Below are 25,684 nucleotides of genomic sequence, written 5' to 3' on the forward strand. Positions count from 1 at the left end.
ATCAATCACGCTCCTTTTCTAGAAACTTATAGAAAATATAAATAGCCAGGGCACTTATTCCAACAATTAATAACGAAGCTTGCGAAGCTTCCATGATTTTTTCATCACTTGCATATTGAAATGCTTTCGTAGAGAGCGTATCGAAATTAAATGGACGTAAAATTAACGTTAACGGAATTTCTTTCAAGATATCAATAAAAATTAATAGAAACCCGCTAATAATGGCTCCTTTTAACATAGGTAAATCAACTTTGAAAAATGTTTTTGTCAGACCGACACCGAGAAGTCTAGAGGCGTCTCTAAAATCTGTTCCAATTTTATCATATCCAGATTCGATGGAATTATAACCAATTGCGAAAAATCGAATAATATAAGCAGAAATTAACATAATTAAACTTACGCTTAGTACAAGTGTTGTACTAATACCCATCAGTTGATACAAAGGTGCTAAAAAACGATCAAGTCCGATAAATGCTGTGACAACAGCAACAGCAATGACCGCTCCTGGTATAGAATAACCGAGAATCGATAATTTAGGCAACAAATTCGCTACTTTCCCATGTACTAAGCGACTGAAATTCCCAACAATTAATGCAAAAATAATAATAACTGTTGCGGTTATTCCAGCAACTAAAACTGAATTTTTCACATAGGACATGAATTCACTTATTGGAATTGTACCAAACGTTAAGATTGTCCAATCAATAAGCTGAGCTATTGGAATAAAGAAGCCTAAGCTTAAAATAATTAATCCATAACTAGTAGCTAAAAGTGCTTTCAAACCTTTCAACTGAATGAGTTGTAAGGGTCGCACTTTGGTCGTTGAGTAACTGTATTGACGTCTACCTCGTAATAGTTTTTCGATCATTAAGATTATAATTACAAACCCCATAAGTGATGCAGCAAGTTTAATTGACGTTTCAATATCGCCTAAACCAAACCAGGATTGAAAAATCGCCGTTGTAAACGTCTGAATGCCAAAGTATTTTACAACACCATAGTCATTTAACACTTCCAGAACAACTAAACTTGCTCCACCAATGACAGAAACTCTGGAAATCGGTACTACAACTTGAAAGAAAGTACGCCAAGAACCTTTCCCTAACATTCGAGCACTTTCTATTAGAGAAGCAGATTGCTGAGATAAGAAAATTCGTGTAATCGTATACACATACGGATATAAAAACATCGTATAAATAAAAATTGCACCAGGCAAATTCATAATATCAAAGTATGATTGATTCAGATTCATGCCAAATTGGTCACGTAGTGTTGTTTGAACAACACCTGTGTAGTTGACAATCCCATGATACGTGTATGCACCAATAAAAGGAGGAATTGATAGTGGCAATATAAGCGTCCACTTTAAAAATCGTCGCAAAGGAAAATCATATTGTACAATGATCCAAGCTAAGCTTAAGCCGATAATAATAGTCAAAATAGCTGTTGCACTAATAAGGATAAAAGACGTTTTTATAAAAGATCCCATAACAAATTCTTTCATATGTGCCCAGTTTTCATTGGAAGGTGTAAAAATTCCCTTTACAATCGTTAAGTTTGGCAAAAATAATAGAATCATAATGATTGCTGCTGATACCGTCCACATATTTACATTCGCTAGTTTTCTTTGCACGTCTCAACACCTCTTATCCAATCGCAAGAAATCCCTTGTTACGAATAGTCGTAACAAGGGCATTTTATTTGATTATTTCCAACCAACTTCGTTAAAAATTAAAATTGATTTTGCATTGTTATCGCCAAGAACAGATAATGAAATATCTTGTTCTTTAAATTCGCCCCATGATTTAAGCAATTCAGAAGGTTCTACTGATTCGTTAACTGGGTATTCATAGTTTGCTTCTGCAAACGTACTTTGGGCTTCAGGAGCTGATAAGAACTCAAGAAGTTTAATTGCATTGTCTTTGTTTTTAGATGTTTTCACGACTCCAGCTCCACTTACATTTACATGTGTACCTGTTGTCTCTTGGTTAGGGAAGAATAAGCCTAACCCTTCTGCTACTTTAACTTCTTCTGGTTCCAAAGAATTCAACATTTGACCAAAGTAGTAAGAATTCATAATAGCTACATCACCAATACCAGCTGCTATTGCTTTTGCTTGGTCGCGGTCGCCACCTTGAGGTGTTTGCGCAAAGTTTGCTACAAGTCCTCTAGCCCATTCTTTCGTTTTTTCTTCACCGTTAATTCCAATAAACGATGCTACCAAAGACTGATTATAGATGTTTTCAGAGCTACGAATCAAGACACGGCTTTTCCACTGCTCTTCTGTCAATGCTTCATATGTTGATAATTCTTCAGGTTTTACAGTTTCTTTGTTATATATCAAAACACGAGCACGCTTAGTTAAACCATACCACATTTGGTCTTTGTCTTGGTAGTTAGCAGGAATTTGCTGATCTAATAAATCACTTGAAACTGCTTGTAATAGACCATCCTCTTTTGCACGATATAAACGTCCAGCATCAGCAGTTAAGAATAAATCTGCTGGTGTTGCGTCTCCTTCACGTTTAATTCGTTCAAGTAATTCGTCAGCATCACCTTTAATAAGGTTAACTTTAATCCCTGTCTCTTCTTCAAATTTTGCATAAAGCTGATCGTCTACTTCATAATGACGCGCTGTATATAGATTTACTTCTTTGCTTTCAGTGGTTTCTTTTGTATCTTTTGTATCGTTCGTCGTGCTTTTAGATGTTGAATCGTTGCCACAAGCTGATAATACTAGCAATGCTAACGTCAAAAATAAGTATAGTACTTTTTTCATTGAATGTCTCTCCCTAAAAATTATGATGAATCCTTATTGAAAACGATTCTCAATCTCAATTATAAATGTGATATAGAGATTGTCAATAACATATCCCCAAATTTAATATTTTCTAATTATTCAAAAAAGTAAAAAGAGTGGATTTCTCCACTCTTTTTACTTTATCCGTCTCTTCTATTTTTCCCGCTTAACTTTATTGGGATGGTGGTCGTACGAATTCTCTCCATAATTCTTGCAGCTTTTACAAGCTCAAGTTCCCCTTTTCCCGTTAGGGTTAAGTGGTCTTCTAACCCTTCGTAACTGAAGTTAGAAGTGATAAAGGTCGGCAAATTTTCAGCCATTCTGTAATGTAAAACCGTTCCTAGAATCTCATCTCGTGTCCAAGTCGATAAAGATTCCGCACCTAGATCATCTAGCATGAGAACAGGCGCTTTTTTCACATAGTCAACTTTTTCTTGAAGAGATTGATCTTGAATTGCATGTTTCATCTCGCGCAGAAACTCCGGAACATAAACGAGAACTGTTTTGATTCTTTGTTCTGCGAGTTCATTCGCCATAGCGCCTAATACATAGGATTTCCCAACGCCAAACTCTCCGTAAATATAAAAACCTTTTGAAGGTACTTTCCCAGTAGCTTTTACTTCTTCCATAAAAGCACTAGCGTGATTCCCTAAATTTACACGTGTGTTGTGATCATAAATAACCGTTGAAAGTCTTGCTTCCATAACGTCTTTTGGCATATGCATACTCGAAATCATCGCAGACACTTCACGACGTTCATCTTCAATGGTCTTTTGCAGACATCTAGAATAATCCAATTCAATCAATCCACGATTAATCGTTAGTTTTGGCACATAACCTTTCATCATGTTATGACAGTTTGCCACGTTTTCACAGTTATTGCAGTCATGATTTTGAGAAGTATACTCATAAAGTTTTCCAAGCCCACGATCAACCATGCTTTTATTTACGACTTCTGGATTTGCTGCTAGAAATTCTTGTACTCCTCTGTTTTCAAGAATTTCTATTTTCATTTTTTCATATCGCTCCGAAAATGCTGGTGCATTTACAACACGTTTTAATGTCTCACTTATTGGTTCCATTAGTTTTGGCCTGCCCCTCTGTTACGCCGAGTTTTTTAAGCAACTGTTGTTTTTTTTCTTCCCAATCTTCAGTTACCTCATTCTCAACCGTTTGTCTTGATGAGCGTGTTTCCTTTGCTTTATAAAACCAATCAGGTACTTTCTCATCTCGTTGTGTATTTTTGCGTTTATAAGATGGAGTCTTTGCAGTTTTTTCTGTATTTTGCCAATCAACATATTGATCATGTTCTTTTCTTGATATTTCTATGGCTTGCTCGGCAGTTTGAATATTTTCGCGCTGCCAATGGGCTGCAATTTTGTGCACATAATTCTTATTTAATTTCATTTTCGCGCGGATCAAAACAAATTGTAATAATACATTTATTACAGCTGGCGGAAAACCATATATAAAGATGAGTTCATTCGCTAATTCGACTTCCACCGGCAGTGGTTCCTTACCTTTTGAGATTTCTCTCAAAACTTCTAATGGTGGAGTTTCTTCTAAATACTTAATCAAAGATTGATCTTTAGAAAGTTTTATTTCTGTAGTATCCACTTCATTCTGTTGTTTTAATTTTTGTGTAAGTCGAGGTGGTTTAGAAGAAATAGATAGTTTGTAATAATCAGCAGCTGTTTTTTTTAAGCGTTCTTCTGTAATACGATTTTGATCATCAATGGCCATCATTAGAACCTTTTGCATATCAATTGCATTTAGCGAATATAAAAAAGCCATTTTCGCAATCATTTCTTTTACAGGTAATGTTAGAACATTAGAAGGGATCATAACTTCAGATAAACCCGATTTTAATAAATCAAAATCAAAATCCATTGAATAAAAAGGGAATTTTTCTGGTCGGCTTGCTTGATCCAGTTGAACAGGATCAAAGATATGCCCGAGTTTAGTGTAGTCATGGTTACTCTTAAATACGTCTTGTAAGTCTCTTGAGACGTTTTCGTAACCCCCTTGCAAAGCTTGCTTTTTCATAAATCGTTCTCTTACCCGAAGATATGCTTTTTCATGGATGACACTGTATAATGACGTGGCTAAAATCGGTTCACTAAAGAACGAGGCAGCATCGAGTGGGGCCACTACTTCATAAATAAACATGCGCTTATCTAAATCATCTTTTTTCCACGTTTTCATCAAGCCAATGGCTTCCAGAGCAACGCGTGCATCAAATATTTTCTTTAGGGACATATTTAAAACATCCATTAAATAATAATGTGATAATTGTTCAGTTATTTGACTGTCTGATTCTGCCCATAAAGTGCAGTATAGGCTCATAGCATCGGAGCCTATAATTGGTTTATACAACATGGTCACAAGTTGGCGATCTGTGTCAGCAAGTGGATGAGGCATTTGGATGATGAAGCTATCTACTGGTTGAAGTTCTTTAAATAAAAGTTGCATGCAACATCGCCCTCCTGTTCCTTACTGTTTGTCTTGTGGATTTTTCTTTAATAATTCTTTTAATTCATCAATAAACACGTTAATATCTTTAAACTGACGATACACCGAAGCGAAACGTACATACGCGACTTCATCAATCATTGCTAATCGGTCCATAACCATTTCACCAACATCTTCAGATTTCACTTCTGAATTCCCTATACGACGTAAATCTTTTTCAATTGAAAATACGACTTCTTCAAGAGCATCGAGTGAAACAGGACGTTTTTCACATGCCCGAATAAGACCTCTCAATACTTTTTCACGGCTAAACTCTTCGCGTGAACCATCTTTTTTTACAACAATCAATGGCATTTCTTCTACTTTTTCAAATGTAGTAAAGCGAAACCCGCATTCTTCACATTCTCTTCTTCTTCGTATTGCTTTACTATCGTCAACCGGTCTTGAATCCACGACGCGCGTTCCGTTATATTGACAAGCTGGACATCTCATATTTTTATCTCCTGAATTTAGTCATTCGTTTTATATTCCTAGTATATCAAAAAAACTTCATAAAAATCGAAAAAGCAGAGGAATTTCTTCCTCTGCTTACTCATTTTAGAGTCTAGTTATTATGCAAGTGCTGTTACGCGAGCTTTACCCACTGTAACAGGACCCATACCGCGTGGAATTTCAGTCATTTCACTAGTTTGTGATCCAAGTGCATCAGCAATATATTTAGCAGCAATTGTCGGATCTAAATCGCCACATGTATATACATCAATACTTGCATAACCGTGTTCTGGAAAGCTATGAATTGTTAAATGTGATTCTGAAATAATCACTACTCCACTTACACCTTGTGGTGCAAATTTGTGAAATACTACTTCACGTACTTCTGCTCCTGCTTTAAGTGCTGCTTCTACAAATGTCCGTTCAATAAAATTAACATCGTTTAGTTTGTCAAATTCGCATTCCCAAAGTTCTGCAATAACATGACGTCCCATTGTTTCCATCGTTTGCATGGTTCGTTTCCCCCTTATATAGAATTTAAGAAATTTGAAGAATTCTTAAAGTCGACTACCACGGGGGAAAGTTAGTCCAAAGAGGTCCTAACCCTTTAAGTAGTCAGTGTGTACAATTAAAGTACACGATTTACATTATATGATGTATTTATCGACAATGCAAGTAATTAAAAAAAATTCCTTTCTGCTCCAAACAAGGAGCAGGAAGGAATTTTTTTTACGTTTGATAAACTTTTAAAGCAAGTCCAACTTTTTTGGCTAAATCGACTACACGAGCTGAATAACCCCATTCATTATCATACCAAGCAAGAACTTTTACTTTGCGTTTCCCCATTACCATTGTCGATAATCCGTCAATAATTGCTGAGTGTGGATTTGAATTGAAATCAATCGAAACAAGTGGTTCTATTGTGAAACCAAGGACGCCCTTCATGGCACCTTCAGAAGCTTCAATAAATGTAGCATTTAATTCTTCGACTGTTACGTCAGTTTGTAAGTCCACTACAAGATCAATTAATGAAACATTAGGTGTTGGTACACGCAGTGACAACCCGTGAAGCTTTCCTTTTAATTCAGGTAACACTAATGCTATTGCTTTGGCTGCTCCTGTGGTCGTAGGAACGATTGACTGTGCACAAGCTCTTCCACGGCGTAAATCTTTATGTGGATTGTCAAGGTTATTTTGATCACTGGTATATGCATGAACAGTCGTCAATAAACCATTATCAATACCAAATTTATCATTTAATAATTTAGCTACTGGTGCTAAACAATTCGTTGTACAACTTGCATTGGAAATAATATCATGTTCATTAATATTTAATTTGTCATCATTTACACCCATAACAATCGTTATGTCTTCATTTTTACCAGGTGCTGTTAAAATAACTTTTTTGGCACCAGCTTTTAAATGTAATGCCGCTCTTTCACGCTCATTAAATTTACCAGTTGCTTCAATGACAATATCGATGCCCATTTCTTTCCAAGGTAAATTTAATGGGTCACGATCATTCAATAATTGAACACGTTTCCCATTTATGATTAAAGCATGTTCTTCGATCACAATTTCACCAGAAAACGTCCCGTGATTTGTGTCATACTTAATCAAATGTGCTAATGTTTCTGCTGGATAACTAGCATTAATTGCTACCACGTTTAAATCATCTTGAACAATTGCTTGACGAAAAACCATACGACCTATACGTCCAAATCCATTAATTGCTATAGAAGCTTGCATGAAAATCCTCCTACAAATATGTTATACTGTTCATCTTTATCCACGAAATAGTATAACATAATTTACATTAAGTAATACAGTAAATTCGCTATGTAGAAATGTTCTATTTTTCAGAAATTGGGACATTAAATGTCCCACTCAGCTAATATACGCTCTAATTGAACTTTAGACTGGTCAATTGATCCATTATTATAAATGACTGCATCAGCACCTTTTTCTTTTTCGGAAATTGGTAATTGTGACTGTATTCGTGTTTCTGCTTCTTCTTTTGATAAAGAATTCCTATTCATTAAACGATGCAATTGCATCTCTTCAGTAACTGAAACCACGAGTATTTTATCAACAAAATGTTGAAGGCGACTTTCAAATAAAAGAGGAATATCCATAATTATAGTTTTTTGACCCTGCTCAAACAGCTCATCTCGCATGCGTAACATTTCATTACGTATCGCTGGGTGCATCAAATCGTTCAATTGTTTCCTTTTTGCAGGATCATGAAAAATAAGTTGACCAAGAGAATCCCTATTTAATGTGCCGTCCTCATTCATCACCACATGTCCAAATACACGTTCAATTTCTTGTAAGTTAGCTGTTCCCGGTTCTACAACTTGTCGTGCAACTAAGTCTGCATCGATGATTGGAAATCCTTTTTCTTTTAACATAGCTGAAATTGTACTTTTCCCACTCGCAATACTTCCCGTTAATCCAATAATCATCCATTGATCATCCTTTTACCTTTGACATGAAGGACAATACCAAGAGTTCCGTCCTCCAAGTACAAGTTGTTTTGTAGCGTTTATGCAATTTGGGCATTGTTTCTTGCCGTACATTTGCAAACGGTCTTGCATGCCTCCCGCTTCTCCATTGATGTTTCGATAATCTGAAATAGAACTGCCACCAGCTAAAATACTTTCATTTAACACTGCGACAATCGTGTGAAAAAGTGCAATCAGTCTTTTTTGACTAATACGATTTACTTTTCTCGCTGGGTGAATATGCATGCTATATAATGCTTCAGTTGCGTATATATTGCCACAACCAGAAATGACTTGGCCATCCATAATCGTTTCTTTTATGGACTTATGTTGATATTTAGGAAGCTTGGACATTTCAAGAAAATAACTTAATGCCGAGTCATCAAAAGGTTCAGGCGCCATTCGTAATAATGGCGGAAATTGGGCTTCTGATTCAAGTAACCGCATTTCGCCAAACCTTCGAATATCCGTATACACCAACAACATATCGTCGTCTAAGTGGAAGATTACGTGTATGTGTTTTCTGAATTTCTCTTCTGAGATCTCATGCGTTTCGTGAACATAGAACCACGCACCTGTCATACCTAAATGAGTCACTAATAATATACTTTGTTGGTTTTTCTCTAAATGAAAATAAATATACTTTGATCTTCTTACTATCCGAATGATTTTTGCATCTGCTAGTCTTTGTTGGAAATCAGCAAGCTCGGTTCCTTTGATGATAGCTTGCTTCCCTGCCTTGCGGGACACTTCTAAGACCGGTGAAATAGTTACTCTTTCAATAGTCTTTCCAGTAGCCACAGGTTTAAGGGAGTTTACGACTCCCTCTACCTCAGGTAATTCAGGCATTTTTTTGCCCCCTTACTTCGTATCATACCAAGTTGAACCATACGCATAGTCCACTTTAAGAGGCACTTTCAGTTCAATCGCATGTTCCATCACTTCAGGTACAATTTTTTCTAATATCGAGATTTCTTCTGGCGGAGCTTCAAAAATTAATTCATCATGAACTTGAAGAAGCATTTTTGCTTGTAACTTATCTTTCTTTAAGCGAGCAGCCATATCAATCATTGCCTTTTTAATAATATCTGCTGCACTTCCTTGAATCGGGGTATTCATCGCAGTTCGTTCTGCAAACCCACGCAAGTTGAAGTTTGAACTAGTAATATCCGGCAAATATCTTCGTCTGTTTAAAATAGTTGTGACAAAGCCTTTTAGTTTTGCATCTTGAACGATATCATCCATGTATTCTTTAACACCTGGGAAACTTTTTAAATATCGATCAATAAATTCAGCCGCTTCCTTGCGTGTAATTGATAGGTTTTGAGACAGCCCGTAATCACTAATACCGTATACAATTCCGAAGTTTACTGCTTTAGCTGCACGACGCATATCTGACGTTACAGCTTCTGCTTCCACATGGAAGACGTCCATCGCCGTTTTTGTATGAATATCTAAGTCATTTTGAAAAGCCTCTATTAACTCTTCATCATCGGACATATGTGCTAAGACACGCAATTCAATTTGAGAATAATCCGCTGCGAATAAAATCCAGCCCGGCTGTGATGGGACAAATGCTTTACGAATTTTTCGTCCTTCTTCTAATCTCACCGGTATGTTTTGTAAATTTGGATTCGTAGAACTCAAACGTCCTGTTTGTGTGAGAGCCTGTTGGTATCTTGTATGAATCTTCCCATCATCTTTATGAATTTCTTTTAATAGACCTTCAATATACGTAGACTGTAGTTTTCCTAATTGACGGTACAACAGAATATGCGAGATTATTTCATGTTTACCCTCTAGTTTTTCTAACACATCAGCGGCTGTTGAATAACCCGTTTTCGTTTTTTTCAGAGCAGGAAGACCAAGTTTATCAAATAAAATCACACCTAATTGTTTTGGTGAATTAATGTTAAAGTTCTCACCAGCAGCATGATAGATTATTTGTTCAATTTCCGTTAATTTTCCAGCTAAATCTTCTCCGATATCAACGAGGGTTTGACGATCCACTTTAACTCCATCTGATTCCATTTTCCCTAGAATGGTAGCTAAAGGTAATTCTAAATTTTGATAAAGTTCATATTGTTCATTTTCTTTCAGCTTCTTATCCATCACTTCACGTAGCTTCCAGATAGCCATTGCCTTCCGTACAACATGTTCACCAAGTTCTGCATCTTCAGGGACCGATTTCTTTGCACCTTTGCCATACACTTGTTCATTCGTTAATACGTCCCCATAACCGAATTGGCGAGAAAGTTCTGCTACATCGTCAGACGTAATTCCTGGATTGATGATATAGGCAGCCAACACAAAATCGGATTCAACACCATCGAGCAAGACATCATTTCGATGAAATGCAGCAAGAGCTGCCTTGGAGTCAACTAGTCTTTTTTTCTTGGTATCGTCAGCTAACCATTCACGGAATGATTCACATGCAAAGGCATCTTCGACTTTCACAAAATACGCATGAGTGTCATCAACTAAGGCAACACCTAGCATGTCAGCTGTATGGTATTGTTCATCATATAATTCTAAATGTACAGCCATTTCATCGGATAGATGTTCATCTGTTATTTCAGACAACTGTGTGAATGTAATTTCAGATTTCATTTCTTCAACTTGAGCATATGTCGTTTTTTCCAACAATGATTTGAAAGCTAACTCTTGCCAAATTTTAATAACCTCATCCATGTTAGGCCCTTTGTAAGTCAAATCTTCAAGACTAATGGTAATTGGTGCCTCAGTCTCAATCGTAGCTAATACTTTGCTCATCTTCGCTTGCTCTTCGTTAGCGACAAGTTTTTCTTTTAGTTTCACACCTTTGACTGTATCAAGCCCTTTATAAACACCATCAACTGAATGATACTCAAGTAGTAATTTGATTGCTGTCTTTTCTCCGACACCTGGAACTCCTGGAATATTATCTGAAGCGTCACCCATCAATCCTTTCATATCAATGATTTGATTAGGTGTCAATCCATACTTCTCTTGGATATGTTCAGGTGTATATTTCTCCATATCTGTAATACCTTTTCTAGTAATGTAAACTGTAGTAGTTTCTGAAGAAAGTTGAGTAAGATCCTTATCACCTGAGACAATAATCACTTCTTCGCCCTTTGCTTCAGCCTGTTTACTAAGAGTTCCGATGATGTCATCCGCCTCATACATAGCCAGCTCGTATTGAGGAATCTGATAAGCAGTAAGGAGCTTACGTAAATAAGGAAACTGTTCGGAAAGCTCTGGAGGCGTTTTCTGACGTCCTCCCTTATACTCGCCAAATGTCGAGTGCCGGAATGTCGTTTTCCCAGCATCAAATGCAACAAGCATATGTGATGGTTTCTCTTCGTCTAATATTTTTTGTAACATCATTGTAAAACCGTAAACAGAATTTGTATGTATCCCATGTTCATTTGTAAGTAATGGGAGCGCGAAAAATGCTCGATACGCTAAGCTATTCCCATCTAGTAATAAAACTTTGTTTTTGCTCAAAACTTTTCCACTCCTCTACGCAATAAAAAAACGTCATCTCCCTTCATATTACCATGTAGGTAGTTGAAAAGAAAAAGACATCCTTCTTTATTCATATTTGATCAGTACATTTTCTAGTTAATGTATGTTGAGTTATACGTAACTCTTATAAAACGTACTTGTTTTCCTTCAAGAGTAGCCCAAATTTCGCTTACTGCATCGCTAATTGATGAGTATCTTAACATCACGGAATTCTCAATCATCGTTTTCATATGGTCGCTAGGGATAACTCCTGCCAATGCTATAACATCTTTATTACTATCAATAATAAATTCATTACCATCATTTTCTAAAGTAAGAATATTCATTTTTACAACGGCATTATCAATAATGATTAACTCAAGTGGATAGGATTCAACTTCATAGTTGTATGAAGTTGCCAAATATTTCTCCCCTTTAGAATTGTAGTAAACCCATTCATCTTTTCTAAGAGGTTGTCCTAACTTTTCTATTAATTCAACTGGATTAATACCACTATATTGCGAAACATCCATTATTGATTTCACTTTAATTTCTGGCTCGATTTCTACTTTATTGCACCCTATTAACAAAGTGAGCATGCATAAGAAACTGAACAGTATAATGAATCGTCTTTTCAAAACAATCACTCCTAAACACTTTTACTTACATACTTTCTATATTAAGAGTCAGATATACAACACCATTAAAATCATTACTACAGTGAGTCATTAAATTACATTTTATACATAAAAAAAGCACCTCATGAGAGATGCTTTAATCAATTCTACTATTCTAAATATCCTGTAAGAATTTTCGCATACGGTGAGTCAGAAGGTAAAATAATCATGGTGTCTTTGCCTATTGTTTTCTTGTAAGATTCCAGTGTTCGATATAGAGCATAAAACTCTGGATCTTTCGAGAACGATTCATTATAAATTTTTGCAGCTTCTGATTCTGCTTCAGCAGTAATAATGGATGCTTCTTTTTTAGCAATCGCTACCATTTCTTGTACTTTACGATCTGTAGCAGCCTCTATCGTACGTTTATCTGCGTCACCCTCAGATAAATACTTTTGTGCAATGGATTCACGTTCGGAAATCATACGTGTATATACTGATTGTTCATTTTCCGGAGGAAGATCTGTACGTTTCATTCGAACATCAATCACTTCAACACCGTAGTTGTCACTTTTTAATAACTCATTCACTCTTTCTGTAACACGATCATTTAAACTACCTCTAGATGTATTTTCATCATTGATGATTTCATCATAGGCTAATTGACCAAGCTCCGTTCGAACGACTGAATAAATGAATTCTTCCATACGTGCTTCTGCATTTAATAATGTTCCTGCATTGGTAATCATTTCTTTTGGATTCGTGATACGCCACACTGCATAGTTATCAATGATAATTCGCTTTTTATCCTTCGTGTTGATCTCAGCTTCTGACACGTTGTAAGTCATTTGGTAACGAGGCAGTGATGTGACATTTTGCAAGAATGGAACTTTCATATAAATACCGGGTTCAAATCGAATTTCTACCACTTCACCAAATTGACGAACCACTCGGTATTCATTTTCTTTCACAACATAAACATTTGCAATCAATATTACGAAGACAGCAAATATGATTGTAAAGGTAATTATTTTTTTAATGTGCTTTTTAAAATTTACTGGTTCACTCGTTTTTGGAATTTTTTTGTTTTTCTTAAAGTGATTGTTGATTCGTTGTTCTATATTTTCAAATGGGTTTTGGTTGTTTTTATCCATCAGTTATCGTCTCCTTGCTCAGTTGTCACAGGTGGTACTACTGCAGCAGCAGGTTGTTGTAACGGCAAGTATTTCACCGTTTCACCTGAATCATTCATGATATAAAGTTGAGCATTCGGCAATACTGATTCAAGTGTTTCAATGACTAGTCGTTGTCTCGTGATTTCTTTATTGTCTTGGTACTCTGCATAAAGCTTATTAAACACGGCCACATCACCTGTTGCTTGTTGGATACGTGCTGTACGTTGACCCTCAGCATTTGAAGCAATTGCTGCAATTTCCCCAATTGCTTCACTTTCACGTTGATTTTGATATTTTTTTGCTTCATTCGTTTTCGTATTTTTTGTTTCACGAGCATCAGTTACTGCAGTAAAAGCAGATCGAACTTCTGCGTTTGGTAATTCCACGTCTTGAAGTTTTACTCCTAAAATAGAAATACCAATATCATATTTTTCAATAAGCGTAGCAAGTAATTCTCTTGTTTGAGCTTCTATATCTGCTTTTCCAGACGTTAAAGCTTCATCAATTAATGAACTCCCAATAACCGAGCGTATGGATGCAGAGGTTGCATCTAACAATATTTCTCTAGGAGCTTCTGCATTAAATAAATATTTTGCTGGATCGGTAATTTTCCATTGTACAACTAAATCTGTTAAGACAATGTTTTCATCACCTGTAATCATTTTTGTTTCGTTATCAAACGACTCAATCTCACCGTCTGCGGTTTGTTTATAGCCAAACTGTAAACTAAATGTTTCTTTAGACAAAATCTCTACTTTTTGCATTGGCCACGGTAACTTAAAATGTAAGCCCGATTCTAAAATTGGTTCTCCTGCTTTACCAAATGTGATGACAACTGATTGCTCAGATTCATCAACTGTAAACCAAGTAGTAAATAATGAAATAATTACAATGACACCAACTAAAGATAAAGTTGTCGTCAATAATAAGCGTTTCACACTCATAAATGAATCCCCCTTTTCTATTCTCTAGTTGTTTTTACGTATGTATCTTCATAAAGTTTCAAAAACTTGTTTTTCATAAATTATTTACCTCTATCAGATAATTCATTACCTACTATAAGCGAGTTACAACAAATATTTCTATATTTTCTCTATTTCGAATTGAAGCGTCATTTTCCAACTTGACGTCTAAAAATTTCATTGTAATGCCTACTAAACATCAACATAGCTAGGCTTTCTTATTCCATGAAAAAAGAGTCCTCATAAGAGAACTCTTTTTTCTGCCAAATGCGGTTGTAAGGGGGGGTTCTTAAATATCTTATCAAAGCACTATGAACTTACCATGAAGGAAATGTAAAGAATATGTTAAGTTGCCTGATTTTTAGGGATTAGTATTTTAAATTGGGTACCTTTCCCAGGTTCACTCTCAACAAAAATTCGTCCATTATGAGCTTCAATTAAATGTTTGACAATTGCAAGTCCTAATCCAGTCCCCCCAGAATTACGACTTCTTGCTCGGTCGATACGATAAAAGCGTTCAAAAATACGAGGAATCTCTTTTTTATCCATACCAATTCCTTCATCACGAATAATTATGATTCCATGTGTTTCACTTTCATGTAGTGATAAATAAACAGAAGTCTTTTCTGCTGAATATGTGATCGCATTTGCTAATAAATTCATTACCACTTGTATTAAACGATTCATGTCTCCATTAACAACCACATCGCTCTTCATATTCGTTACAAAGGTCATGTCCTTTTCATCTATACGAGGACTCATCATTTCGGCTGCACGCATCATCACTTCTTGCAAATTAGTTTTAACAAGATCTACAGAAAAACCATGTTGTTCTATCTTCGAAAGTTCGAGTAAATCTTGAATTAACATTTGCAATCGATTGCTTTCTTTATAGATAATTTCTAAAAAGGTTAACAATGTCTTCTCATCTTTCATTGCTCCATCAAGCAATGTTTCAGAGAATCCTTTAATCGATGTAATTGGAGTGCGAAGCTCATGGGATACATTTGCTACAAAGTCTTTTCTAATTTGTTCAAGCCTAACTAAATCAGAAATATCATGCATGACGATTACAACACCTAACCAACGTCCATGTTCACCGATAACTGGTGCACCGTATACTTCCATATGTTTTATGTCCTGTTGAATGACGAGCGTCATTTGCTTACGGGAAGATGCTTCCATTAAAAAGACATAATCAATAAACTTCTCCAACTCTTCTGGTAGACCAACACTTTTAAATAATTCATCTTGAACGTCATGTGCACTAAAATCAAATTGATCGACAAATGGTTTGTTTACAATGCTAATCTGACCATCCCGGTCAATCATCATTAATGCACTCCCCATATTTTCAATAAGTGTATTTAATCGTTCCTTTTCCATTTCACGAACTTTAAATAATTCTTGTAAATTTCGTGCAAGTATATTTATTGAAGTACTAAGTTGTGCAGTACTTAATAAATCGTCTTCATACGCTCTCGCTCGATAATTACCTTTAGCAAGTTCTATAGCTACTTCTGTAACATTATCAATAGGTTGTGCATGACGTTTTGTCAGACGATAGGAAAGCATAATGGTTATGATAAATGCACCAAGTAAAACAATTAACAATACCTGCCATAGTTTTTTTCGAATATCATAAAAATCGCTACCATTAGGGTCACTAGAAAGTACCAAAGTAATCTCTTCTTTTAGAGCATCATTTACTGTAATATTTGATTGTTCTACTATGAACGAAATTTCTCCTGCTTTTTCAATGGCATTTGATTTCACCGATTGCTCCACATAAACAGGAAAAAGCTGACTTAAAACGATGCCTAAGCCAGCAAAAATCGAACCCATTAATAATGTGAAAGCTAAGATTAATTTCCCTTGAAGAGATTTCATACCATTTTAGGCTCCTCAAATTTATATCCAAGACCTCGAATTGTTTTTATAAATATTGGTTTACGGCTATTATCTTCAATTTTGTCTCTGAGATGACTAATATGAACATCAACAATTCGAGTATCGCCAGCAAAATCATAGTTCCAAACAGCACTTAACAATTGGTCGCGTGTCATCACGCGATTTTTATTTTCCATTAGGTATACAAGAAGTTCAAATTCTTTCGGGGTGAATTCTAATGTTTCATCATGTAAAAACACTTCAAATCGTTCTGGATACACACGTAATGAACCAAATTCAAAAGCTTTATCCTTCACTTTTTCTATTGTTTCTTCATTGGATACTTTCGACCTTCTTAAAACCGCTTTGACTCGTGCAGTCACTTCTCTTGGACTGAATGGCTTTGTCATATAGTCATCTGCACCCAACTCAAGTCCTAATACTTTGTCAAATTCATCATCTTTTGCCGTTAGCATAATAATTGGTGTATTAATTTTTTGTAGACGCAAAGCTTTGCACACTTCCATGCCATCCATTTTTGGAAGCATTAAATCAAGGACAATCAGATCAGGTTTTCTTTCCAAAACAGCATTGTATCCTTCTAGACCATCGCTCGCAGTTTCAACGTGGAAACCTGCTAACTCTAAATTGTATTGAAGTAAAGTTACAATTGAACTTTCATCATCTACTACAAGAATTTTCTTCATCATCTTTTGGCCTCCACAATCGATTTAAAACCCCCATCTTAAACCGAAAAGACTATTTAAAAATTGTCCATTGATTGAGATGTTAATTGATTTTCTAAACGTGGAGGTGTTGAAGTGATTTTCCCTTCAATCACTGTTTCTCCATCTTCATTTAAAGCAGTTACTTCAATTTCCACCAAGTTCTTCTCTACATCCACAGATATAACTTGTAATAAAAAATCAATGGTAGTGTAATGATACACAGGTTTCGTAAATTTTATATGTTGTTCTACAATGTGTGAACCCGGACCTGGTAAGTATTTAGAAATTGCAGAAGTTACTATTCCAGTTAACATAATTGCTGGAACGATTGGTTTACCATAGGATGTTTGAGAAGCAAAATCATGTTGAATATACAATGGATTTCCGTCATTTGTTAAACCTAAATACAAAAGTAAATCTTTGTCTTCAATTTTCTCTGTCAGTTTGAGCTTTTCTCCTACAGACATTTCTTCGACTTTTCTTCCGAGTTTGCGTTTTTTCCCAAGTATCATAAAATGGCCCCCTTAGTTCATGTCTACCTTCATAGTATCAATAAGTAAAAAAAAAATCGAGCAGGGATTTCCTGCTCGATTTTTCTGCTTCAAGCACTAAAGTGAAGTTTTCAACTTTTGAGACTTAAGCTAATATTTTCATTACTTTCTTTACAGACTCTACCGATTTATTTAACTCAGCTTTTTCAGCTTCAGTTAAGTCAAGTTCGATAATTTTTTCAATTCCACCAGCTCCAAGAATTGTAGGTACACCAAGGTAGATTCCGTGTAAACCATATTCGCCTTCAAGGAAAGCGATTGACGGTAAAACACGACGTTGGTCTTTTAGAATCGCTTCAGCCATTTCAACTAAAGAAGCAGCTGGTGCATAGTAAGCTGAACCGTTACCAAGAAGGTTCACGATTTCTGCTCCACCTTTACGTGTGCGATCTACAATTTCAGCTAAACGTTCTTTTGGTATCAATGTTTCCAAAGGAATTCCACCTGCGTGTGAATAGCGTACTAAAGGAACCATATCGTCACCGTGGCCGCCAAGAACAAAACCAGTGATGTCTTTAACAGACATGTTTAATTCTTGTGCTACAAATGTACGAAAACGTGCTGAATCAAGTACACCTGATTGACCGATTACGCGCTCTTTCGGGAATCCTGATTCTTTATATACTGTGTAAGTCATTGCATCTACTGGGTTTGTCAACACAATAATTATTGTGTTTGGAGAGTATTTAGCTACTTCAGCAGTAACCATTTTCATTATTTTTTGGTTTGTTTGAACCAAATCGTCACGACTCATACCTGGTTTACGAGCAATACCTGCTGTAATAATAACGATATCTGAGTCTTTCGTATCTTCATAGTTAGAAGTACCAGTAATATTTGCATCAAACCCTTGAACTGGAGCTGCTTCTAACATATCAAGCGCTTTTCCTTTTGTTGGGCTTTCCATTTGTGGAATATCAACTAGAACAACGTCTCCTAATTCTTTTTGAGCTAGAAAGAATGCTGTTGTAGCTCCTGTAAAACCAGAACCGATAACTGAAATCTTTTTACGTTTCATTGTTATAAGAACCCCCCACTTTGTTCATATGTAAAGAGGGTCGAAACCCTCCTTACGCTTACTTAATCTTTTCTTATAGGTTTTTAATTAATTCGTTTGCGAACTCTGAACATTTCACTTCAGTAGCACCATCCATTAAACGGGCAAAGTCATAAGTTACAACTTTAGAAGAAATTGTTTTTTCCATAGAATCCATTACTAATTTAGCAGCTTCTGTCCAACCAAGATGCTCAAGCATTAGTACACCCGAAAGAATTAAAGATGAAGGGTTAACTTTATCTAAACCTGCATACTTAGGAGCAGTACCATGAGTAGCTTCAAAAATAGCATGTCCAGTTAAGTAGTTAATGTTTGCTCCTGGGGCAATACCAATTCCACCTACTTGTGCAGCAAGTGCATCAGAAATGTAATCACCATTTAAGTTCATTGTTGCTACTACGTCAAATTCTTTTGGACGAGTTAAAATCTGTTGTAAGAAGATATCAGCAATTGAATCTTTTACAAGAATTTTACCTGAAGCTAATGCTTCAGTTTGCGCTTTGTCTGCAGCTTGTGCACCTTGTTCAGCTTTAATTTGATCATATTGGTTCCAAGTGAACGTTTGATCACCAAATTCTTGTTCAGCAACTTCGTAAGCCCAAGTTTTGAAAGCTCCTTCAGTAAACTTCATGATATTTCCTTTATGCACAATTGTTAAAGACTGACGGCCTTCTTTAAAGATGTAAGTAAGAGCAGCACGCACTAAACGCTTTGTTCCTTCTTCAGATATCGGCTTAATACCGATTCCAGAAGTTTCTGGGAATCGAATATTTTTAGTACCCATCTCGTTTTGTAGAAAATCAATTATCTTTTTAGCTTCATCAGATCCTTGTGCGAACTCAATACCAGCGTAAATATCTTCTGTGTTTTCACGGAAAATTACCATGTCTGTATCTTCAGGACGTTTTACCGGAGAAGGAACACCATCAAAATAACGAACTGGACGTACACAAGCATATAAATCTAACTCTTGACGCAAAGCAACGTTTAAAGAACGGAAACCTCCACCAATTGGTGTTGTTAAAGGTCCTTTAATTGCGATTAAATACTCACGTATTACATCTAAAGTTTCATTAGGTAACCATTCACCCGTTTGGTTAAATGCTTTTTCACCAGCTAATACTTCTTTCCATACGATTGATTTCTCACCGTTGTATGCTTTTTTAACTGAAGCTTCTAATACGTTTGCAGATGCAACCCAGATATCTGCACCAATTCCGTCTCCTTCAATATAAGGAATGATTGGATTGTTTGGTACATTGAGTACACCGTTTTCAACTGTAATTTTTCCACCGTTTGTCATTAATAATTTCCTCCTATAAGCATAATCGTAGGGCTTGTACTTTTAAAAAAGTAAAGCCCTACTTGGTTTTTTAAAAAAATCTAGCGCTTTTCAACTGGTACATATTTTTGCATACCAGGTCCGATGTATTCAGCACGCGGACGGATTAGGCGGTTATTAGAATATTGTTCTAATATATGTGCTAACCAACCAGAAACACGAGATACAGCAAAGACCGGTGTAAATAAGTCGTGGTCAATATTTAAAGAATGATAGACTGACGCTGAATAGAAATCAACATTTGGTGGTAGATCTTTTTGGCCTGTTACGATTTCATCAATTTTAATAGACATCTCGTACCATTTTTCTTCTCCACGAATTTTTGTTAATTTCTGAGACATTTCACGTAAGTGTTTTGCACGTGGATCCCCTTTTTCGTAAACACGGTGACCAAAGCCCATGATTTTCTCTTTGTTATTTAATTTTTTAGTTATATAAGGTTCAACGTTTTCAACTGAACCAATTTCCATTAACATCTTCATCACTTGCTCGTTTGCTCCACCGTGAAGAGGACCTTTAAGAGCACCAAGTGCTGCAACGACACCAGAATAAACATCTGATAGTGTAGCCACACAAACGCGTGCTGTAAATGTTGAGGCATTTAATTCATGGTCTGCATGCAATACTAATGCTTTATTGAAAGCTTCTTCTTCAATAGCTTCAGGAACTGTACCATTAAGCATGTATAAGAAGTTTGCTGCATAACTTAAATCACTTTTTGGAGCGATTGGATCTTGTCCTTTACGAACACGAGCAAAAGCTGTAATTAAAGTCGACATTTTTGCTTGAAGTTGAATGGCCTTCAAGTAGTTCGCTTCAACAGACATATCTTCTGCATTTTCATCATACAATCCAAGCATAGATACTGATGTGCGAAGAGCTGTCATTGGGTGTACTTTATCAATTGGATATGTTTTAAAATGGTTAAGAACCTCTTGAGGAACTGCCATATTATCCGCTAATTGTTGTTTAAGTTCAAGCAATTCATCTGCTTTAGGTAAGCGTTTGTGCCATAGCAAGTAAATTACTTCTTCAAAACTTGCATGTTCAGCTAAATCGTCAATATCATAGCCTACGTATGTAAGTGTGTCATCAATGATAGAACTGATAGCTGATTGAGTTGCTACCACTCCTTCAAGACCTTTTGTTGATGTCATAAGTATCTCTCCCTCTACTGTTTAATTTCATCATCCACAAAAAAAATGCAGTATGATGGCTCATCTGCTCATAGTGAACCTTTTTTATTAATCGCCTACATAGTTATTATAATCATTTTTGACTACTTTGTGAATGAAAACGCTCTTTTTTCGAAAATTTTCACTGAATTCATGAAATTTTGTCACGAAGTAGAAAAATTGGGTCTAAACGAGGCAACTGGGACTAATTCTTAAAAATACAATTTTTGGAGGTAGAAAAGTGTATGAAAACATTGAAAGTTTTTTAAAGAAATGGCTTCCAATTGTTGTAATTGTCATTCTTGCTTGGCTTATCTACCCCGTAACTGTAGCTATATTAATTGCTTATTTTTCACACCCAATAGTTAATTGGTTTCAAAAAGTCAGTCGGTTACCGAGATGGATAACCGCTCTTTTTTTTGAATTCGCGTTGTTGGCATTTATCATACTTGTAACAACTTTAGTAGTTAAAGAACTCTTTGAAATAGTTTATCCATTTAGGTTTCATCTAGAAGAGCTATTACTTTATGCAAATAAAGCGAATTGGCAATCAGTCATTGAGGGTTTATCAATGGTAAGTGAGAGCTTACTTAAAAAAATAACATTATTCATCCAACATCTACCAGAACAATTTGTGGAAACCTTCGTATTTTTAGTTGCTCTCTTCTTCGCTTTGCAAGAGTCATTGAAATCTCGTACCTGGTTCTTTATTTACATTCCGTCTAGAACAAGAAAGACCTTAAAACCATTATTTCTAAGTGCAACGGATCTTTTTGAGAAATTTACTAAAGTAGAGATCAAATTGTTTTTATTAACTTTCTTGCAACTTACTATCGGGTTTTACGCGATGCAATTTTCCTCACCAATTGGACTTGCATTTCTAATTTCTTTTGCTGATTTCATGCCTTTTGTAGGGACAGGCGTATTTTTAATCCCGATGGCTGTTTACTTCATTTTAACAAAGCAAACAACTCTAGGAGTCATCATACTTTTACTTTATGCATTTATCTTGCTAAGTCGACAGTTATTTGAGTCGTTTCTATGGGCAAATACTATGCACATACGAGCGGTACATGTTTTTTTCATTAGTGCATGTTCCCTCTTGCTGTTCGGAGTTCCAGGGATATTACTAAGTCCATTCTTATTACTTGCTGCAGTACACTTCAGGCAACATAAATGGTTTACATAACTATCAATTGCCCTTTTTTCATTTTTGAACGTATCCACTTGTAAACAATGGGCTTAAATAACTGTCTTGTTGGTGAAAATAAAAACAGGAAACCAAATATATCAGTCACAAACCCTGGTGATAATAACATAATACCACCTGCGAATACAAACAAAGCATTGACCATAGCATCACCAGGAGCTTGGAAGTTTTTCATCTGCATTTGTACATCTCTAATGGCTTTTAACCCTTGCATTTTGGCTAAGAAAGCACCTAGAATACCAGTTCCAAGAATTATTAAAATCGTTGGCAGAACACCTAATATATTTCCTGCCCATAATAATATTCCAATCTCGATCACAGGCACGACGATTAAGATTAACACTAACCATTTCATTTTCGTCATCTCCTAAAAAAAGGCCTCAACACTTCTGCGTTGAGGCTTTTTCTTTTTATTAATAATTATAAAACACTCGCAAGACCCGAATAAATAACACCAGATTCAGCGTCCATCGTTACATCCTGACCATTTTCAATCAATTTTGTTGCATTTTTCACACCAACAATTACTGGAATGCCAAGGCTTAACCCCACAACAGCAGCATGGCTAGTTAGCCCACCTTCTTCTGTAATGAGTCCAGCACATTTGTGTATAGCAGGCATCATATCACGGTCAGAACCTATAGTAACTAAAATAGCATCGGTTGTATCAACATCTAATGCTTCTTGTGCATTATTTGCCACAACAGTACGTCCGAATGCAACCATTTTTCCGATACCTTGTCCTTTTGCTACAATATCGCCAATTAAATGAACTTTCATCAAGTTCGTAGTACCAGCTTCTCCTACAGGCACACCTGCAGTAATAATGACTAGATCACCATGTTTAACGTAATTATGTTTTAAACTTTCTTCAACTGAAAGCTCTAAAATTTCATCAGTGGAACCAACTTTTTGAGCAACAATTGGGTAAACGCCCCAAACAAGTGTCAATTTACGAGATGGTCTTTCAGTAGAAGTAACAGCAATGATTGGAGCACCTTGACGGTATTTAGAAATCATTTTCGCTGTATGGCCACTTTCAGTAGGAGCAATAATAGCTTTAGCTTTTAAATTAATAGACGTATGTGCTACAGCTTGACCAATCGCATCTGTCATACTAACTTTATTGGATTTACTTTTCGCTGAAACAATCGCACGATAATCGAGTGCATCCTCTGTACGAATTGCAATTTTGTCCATTGTTCTTACAGATTCTACTGGGTAAAGGCCTGCTGCAGTCTCACCTGATAACATAATGGCATCTGTACCATCAAAGATAGCGTTTGCTACATCGCTAGCTTCTGCTCGTGTAGGACGCGGATTACGTTGCATAGAATCTAACATTTGTGTCGCAGTAATTACTGGTTTTCCTGCTTGATTACATTTACTAATTAAGCTTTTTTGCACTAAAGGTACTTCTTCAGCTGGTATTTCTACCCCTAAATCTCCACGCGCAACCATTAAACCATCCGATACTAATATGATGGCGTCAATATTATCGACACCTTCTTGGTTCTCGATTTTCGGAATAATTTGAATGTATCCACCGTCATTTCTTTCAAGCAATTCACGGATTTCCATAACATCTTTTGCACGACGAACGAATGAAGCAGCAACAAAATCAACACCTTGTTCAATACCGAATAATATATCTTGCTTATCTTTATCCGTAATTCCAGGAAGTTGTACAGAAACACCTGGTACGTTAACGCCTTTTTTATTTTTAAGAGTACCAGAATTGTTTACTACGGTATGAATCAACCCTGAGGCTAAATCTACACTAGACACTCTAAGTTCAATTAACCCATCATCTAATAAAATGATTGAGTTTTTACTAACATCTTCAATTAATTGGTTATATGTGATTGAGAACAATTCAGTTGTTCCCAAAACTTCAGTCATTGAAATAGCTATAGATTGGCCTGATACTAATTCTATTGCATCGTTTTCCATTTGATGCGTGCGAATTTCTGGACCTTTTGTATCTAATAAGATGCCCACAATTTTCCCGGTTTTCTTAGAAGCCTCGCGAATACGCGTAATACGTATCCCATGTTCTTCATGATTTCCATGAGAAAAGTTTAAACGAGCAACATTCATTCCCGCTTCAATCAATTGTTCAAGTATTTCTGGAGTTTCACTAGCTGGACCGATTGTACATACAATTTTTGTTTTTCGCATTGTTGTATCCTCTCTTTACACTAAATGGATAATTCTTTAGATAATTTATACATTGATAAATCCGCTTTACGCTTCCCTTGGAAAGCTTCTGTCATTGAGTATTCTACCACTTGATGATTACGCATGCCAATGGCAAGACCTCCGCGACCTTCCATTAACATTTCAACTGCTCGAGCTCCAAAAAGGCTAGCTAGCACACGATCACGAGCTGTTGGTGTTCCACCTCGTTGTATATGTCCCAGTACAGAAACTCTAATTTCAATGTCGATATGTTCTTTTAATATTTTTGAAAATTCATTGGCATTCATGACACCTTCAGAGACGATAATAATACTATGTTTTTTGCCACGTTCATGTCCACTGCGTAGTCGTAGTAATATATCTTCTAGATTAAACTGTACTTCAGGAATTACAATTGTTTCTGCCCCACCTGCTAAACCTGCCCATAAAGCCAAATCACCTGCATCTCGACCCATTACTTCAATAATAAATGTTCGTTCATGTGAAGTTGCAGTGTCTCGAATCTTATCGATAGCTTCGATAACAGTATTGAGAGCTGTATCAAAACCAATTGTATAATCTGTACCAGGAATATCATTGTCAATCGTCCCAGGTACCCCTATGCTCGGTAATCCTTTAGACGTTAGAGCCATTGCTCCCCGATAAGATCCATCTCCGCCAATAACCACTAAACCTTCAATACCATGCTTCTTCATTTGAGCTATGGCTTTTTGTTGTCCTTCTTCAGTCATAAACTCTGGACATCTGGCTGAATATAATTTTGTGCCTCCTCGTTGAATAATATCTCCAACAGAACCTAAATCAAGCTGCACCATTTTTCCTTCTATTAAACCTTGGTAGCCATTGTAGACTCCCATAACTTCTATATCGTGATATATAGCTTTTCTGACTACTGCACGCACGGCTGCATTCATGCCTGGTGCATCCCCACCACTTGTTAAAACACCGATTCTTTTCATTTAAGTGTCCTCCTTTACATTTACCCATTCCTATACTCACATTACCACGTTTGAATTAT

23 protein-coding genes are annotated in these 25,684 nt (G+C 36.1%); 1 reads left to right on the top strand and 22 read right to left on the bottom strand.

What is annotated here, in order from left to right; genetic code table 11:
* Position 1: 1 nt before the first annotated feature.
* From C406_RS0106990 to citZ, 19 genes are all read right to left on the bottom strand, one after another.
* Positions 2-1,633, bottom strand: coding sequence for an ABC transporter permease (locus tag C406_RS0106990; protein ID WP_017379893.1), 1,632 nt, complete (start codon positions 1,631-1,633; stop codon positions 2-4).
* A gap of 72 nt (positions 1,634-1,705) precedes the next feature.
* A complete protein-coding gene (locus tag C406_RS0106995; protein ID WP_017379894.1) occupies positions 1,706-2,779 on the bottom strand; it encodes a Fe(3+) ABC transporter substrate-binding protein in 1,074 nt (357 codons plus the stop codon).
* Between the two features lie 161 nt (positions 2,780-2,940).
* Complete coding sequence (dnaI, locus tag C406_RS0107000; protein WP_017379895.1) at positions 2,941-3,882, bottom strand: primosomal protein DnaI; 942 nt, start codon at positions 3,880-3,882, stop codon at positions 2,941-2,943.
* Positions 3,866-5,272, bottom strand: coding sequence for a replication initiation and membrane attachment family protein (locus C406_RS0107005; RefSeq protein WP_017379896.1), 1,407 nt, complete (start codon positions 5,270-5,272; stop codon positions 3,866-3,868). Before C406_RS0107005 ends, dnaI begins: the two co-directional genes overlap by 17 nt.
* A gap of 21 nt (positions 5,273-5,293) precedes the next feature.
* The gene (gene nrdR / locus C406_RS0107010) at positions 5,294-5,764 is read right to left on the bottom strand and encodes a transcriptional regulator NrdR (protein WP_017379897.1); all 471 of its coding nucleotides are present in this window, start codon (positions 5,762-5,764) and stop codon (positions 5,294-5,296) included.
* Positions 5,765-5,883: 119 nt separating this feature from the next.
* Complete coding sequence (speD, locus tag C406_RS0107015) at positions 5,884-6,267, bottom strand: adenosylmethionine decarboxylase (RefSeq protein WP_026045632.1); 384 nt, start codon at positions 6,265-6,267, stop codon at positions 5,884-5,886.
* A 226-nt stretch (positions 6,268-6,493) separates the two neighbouring features.
* A complete protein-coding gene (locus tag C406_RS0107020) occupies positions 6,494-7,513 on the bottom strand; it encodes a glyceraldehyde-3-phosphate dehydrogenase (protein ID WP_017379899.1) in 1,020 nt (339 codons plus the stop codon).
* Between the two features lie 125 nt (positions 7,514-7,638).
* Positions 7,639-8,229 (bottom strand): dephospho-CoA kinase, encoded by a 591-nt coding sequence (gene coaE, locus C406_RS0107025; protein ID WP_017379900.1) that lies wholly within the window; start codon positions 8,227-8,229, stop codon positions 7,639-7,641.
* A 15-nt stretch (positions 8,230-8,244) separates the two neighbouring features.
* The gene (gene mutM / locus C406_RS0107030) at positions 8,245-9,117 is read right to left on the bottom strand and encodes a bifunctional DNA-formamidopyrimidine glycosylase/DNA-(apurinic or apyrimidinic site) lyase (protein ID WP_017379901.1); all 873 of its coding nucleotides are present in this window, start codon (positions 9,115-9,117) and stop codon (positions 8,245-8,247) included.
* A gap of 12 nt (positions 9,118-9,129) precedes the next feature.
* The gene (polA, locus tag C406_RS0107035) at positions 9,130-11,757 is read right to left on the bottom strand and encodes a DNA polymerase I (RefSeq protein ID WP_017379902.1); all 2,628 of its coding nucleotides are present in this window, start codon (positions 11,755-11,757) and stop codon (positions 9,130-9,132) included.
* A 113-nt stretch (positions 11,758-11,870) separates the two neighbouring features.
* Positions 11,871-12,395 (bottom strand): hypothetical protein, encoded by a 525-nt coding sequence (locus C406_RS0107040; protein WP_017379903.1) that lies wholly within the window; start codon positions 12,393-12,395, stop codon positions 11,871-11,873.
* A 149-nt stretch (positions 12,396-12,544) separates the two neighbouring features.
* Positions 12,545-13,528: a protease modulator HflC gene (gene hflC, locus C406_RS0107045; protein ID WP_017379904.1), complete on the bottom strand. Its 984-nt coding sequence runs from the start codon at positions 13,526-13,528 to the stop codon at positions 12,545-12,547.
* Complete coding sequence (hflK, locus tag C406_RS0107050; protein WP_017379905.1) at positions 13,528-14,493, bottom strand: FtsH protease activity modulator HflK; 966 nt, start codon at positions 14,491-14,493, stop codon at positions 13,528-13,530. Before hflK ends, hflC begins: the two co-directional genes overlap by 1 nt.
* A gap of 363 nt (positions 14,494-14,856) precedes the next feature.
* Entirely contained in the window at positions 14,857-16,401 is a 1,545-nt protein-coding gene (gene pnpS, locus C406_RS0107055; protein ID WP_017379906.1) for a two-component system histidine kinase PnpS, read from the bottom strand.
* The gene (locus C406_RS0107060) at positions 16,398-17,111 is read right to left on the bottom strand and encodes a response regulator transcription factor (protein WP_017379907.1); all 714 of its coding nucleotides are present in this window, start codon (positions 17,109-17,111) and stop codon (positions 16,398-16,400) included. The genes pnpS and C406_RS0107060 overlap by 4 nt, the downstream gene beginning before the upstream one ends.
* Positions 17,112-17,164: 53 nt before the next feature.
* Complete coding sequence (locus tag C406_RS0107065) at positions 17,165-17,641, bottom strand: MaoC/PaaZ C-terminal domain-containing protein (protein WP_017379908.1); 477 nt, start codon at positions 17,639-17,641, stop codon at positions 17,165-17,167.
* A gap of 124 nt (positions 17,642-17,765) precedes the next feature.
* Entirely contained in the window at positions 17,766-18,704 is a 939-nt protein-coding gene (gene mdh / locus C406_RS0107070) for a malate dehydrogenase (RefSeq protein ID WP_026045633.1), read from the bottom strand.
* 67 nt (positions 18,705-18,771) lie between these two features.
* Positions 18,772-20,040 (bottom strand): NADP-dependent isocitrate dehydrogenase, encoded by a 1,269-nt coding sequence (gene icd / locus C406_RS0107075; protein WP_017379910.1) that lies wholly within the window; start codon positions 20,038-20,040, stop codon positions 18,772-18,774.
* A gap of 80 nt (positions 20,041-20,120) precedes the next feature.
* On the bottom strand, positions 20,121-21,236 hold the full coding sequence (gene citZ / locus C406_RS0107080; protein WP_017379911.1) for a citrate synthase: 1,116 nt from the start codon (positions 21,234-21,236) through the stop codon (positions 20,121-20,123).
* A 259-nt stretch (positions 21,237-21,495) separates the two neighbouring features.
* On the opposite strand from citZ, the gene C406_RS0107085 reads away from it, so the two are divergent.
* Complete coding sequence (locus C406_RS0107085) at positions 21,496-22,443, top strand: AI-2E family transporter (protein ID WP_017379912.1); 948 nt, start codon at positions 21,496-21,498, stop codon at positions 22,441-22,443.
* Here C406_RS0107085 and C406_RS0107090 read toward each other — a convergent pair.
* From C406_RS0107090 to pfkA, 3 genes are all read right to left on the bottom strand, one after another.
* Positions 22,436-22,819, bottom strand: coding sequence for an FxsA family protein (locus C406_RS0107090; RefSeq protein ID WP_017379913.1), 384 nt, complete (start codon positions 22,817-22,819; stop codon positions 22,436-22,438). The two genes, C406_RS0107085 and C406_RS0107090, sit on opposite strands and share 8 nt — an antisense overlap.
* 65 nt (positions 22,820-22,884) lie before the next feature.
* Positions 22,885-24,645 carry a pyruvate kinase gene (gene pyk, locus C406_RS0107095; RefSeq protein WP_017379914.1) on the bottom strand — a complete coding sequence of 587 codons (1,761 nt, stop codon included), beginning with the start codon at positions 24,643-24,645 and terminating at the stop codon, positions 22,885-22,887.
* A gap of 20 nt (positions 24,646-24,665) precedes the next feature.
* On the bottom strand, positions 24,666-25,625 hold the full coding sequence (gene pfkA / locus C406_RS0107100; RefSeq protein WP_017379915.1) for a 6-phosphofructokinase: 960 nt from the start codon (positions 25,623-25,625) through the stop codon (positions 24,666-24,668).
* Positions 25,626-25,684: the final 59 nt, after the last annotated feature.

The sequence above is a fragment of the Paenisporosarcina sp. TG-14 genome (assembly GCF_000297555.1).
Taxonomy (GTDB): Bacteria; Bacillota; Bacilli; order Bacillales_A; family Planococcaceae; genus Paenisporosarcina; species Paenisporosarcina antarctica.

Excerpts from the sequence above, each read along its gene's own strand:
- C406_RS0106995 (WP_017379894.1), bottom strand. The coding sequence starts at position 2,779 with ATGAAAAAAGTACTATACTTATTTTTGACGTTAGCATTGCTAGTATTA.
- dnaI (WP_017379895.1), bottom strand. The coding sequence starts at position 3,882 with ATGGAACCAATAAGTGAGACATTAAAACGTGTTGTAAATGCACCAGCA.
- C406_RS0107005 (WP_017379896.1), bottom strand. The coding sequence starts at position 5,272 with ATGCAACTTTTATTTAAAGAACTTCAACCAGTAGATAGCTTCATCATC.
- nrdR (WP_017379897.1), bottom strand. The coding sequence starts at position 5,764 with ATGAGATGTCCAGCTTGTCAATATAACGGAACGCGCGTCGTGGATTCA.
- speD (WP_026045632.1), bottom strand. The coding sequence starts at position 6,267 with ATGGAAACAATGGGACGTCATGTTATTGCAGAACTTTGGGAATGCGAA.
- C406_RS0107020 (WP_017379899.1), bottom strand. The coding sequence starts at position 7,513 with ATGCAAGCTTCTATAGCAATTAATGGATTTGGACGTATAGGTCGTATG.
- coaE (WP_017379900.1), bottom strand. The coding sequence starts at position 8,229 with ATGATTATTGGATTAACGGGAAGTATTGCGAGTGGGAAAAGTACAATT.
- mutM (WP_017379901.1), bottom strand. The coding sequence starts at position 9,117 with ATGCCTGAATTACCTGAGGTAGAGGGAGTCGTAAACTCCCTTAAACCT.
- hflC (WP_017379904.1), bottom strand. The coding sequence starts at position 13,528 with ATGGATAAAAACAACCAAAACCCATTTGAAAATATAGAACAACGAATC.
- hflK (WP_017379905.1), bottom strand. The coding sequence starts at position 14,493 with ATGAGTGTGAAACGCTTATTATTGACGACAACTTTATCTTTAGTTGGT.
- pnpS (WP_017379906.1), bottom strand. The coding sequence starts at position 16,401 with ATGAAATCTCTTCAAGGGAAATTAATCTTAGCTTTCACATTATTAATG.
- C406_RS0107060 (WP_017379907.1), bottom strand. The coding sequence starts at position 17,111 with ATGATGAAGAAAATTCTTGTAGTAGATGATGAAAGTTCAATTGTAACT.
- C406_RS0107065 (WP_017379908.1), bottom strand. The coding sequence starts at position 17,641 with ATGATACTTGGGAAAAAACGCAAACTCGGAAGAAAAGTCGAAGAAATG.
- icd (WP_017379910.1), bottom strand. The coding sequence starts at position 20,040 with ATGACAAACGGTGGAAAAATTACAGTTGAAAACGGTGTACTCAATGTA.
- citZ (WP_017379911.1), bottom strand. The coding sequence starts at position 21,236 with ATGACATCAACAAAAGGTCTTGAAGGAGTGGTAGCAACTCAATCAGCT.
- C406_RS0107090 (WP_017379913.1), bottom strand. The coding sequence starts at position 22,819 with ATGAAATGGTTAGTGTTAATCTTAATCGTCGTGCCTGTGATCGAGATT.
- pyk (WP_017379914.1), bottom strand. The coding sequence starts at position 24,645 with ATGCGAAAAACAAAAATTGTATGTACAATCGGTCCAGCTAGTGAAACT.
- pfkA (WP_017379915.1), bottom strand. The coding sequence starts at position 25,625 with ATGAAAAGAATCGGTGTTTTAACAAGTGGTGGGGATGCACCAGGCATG.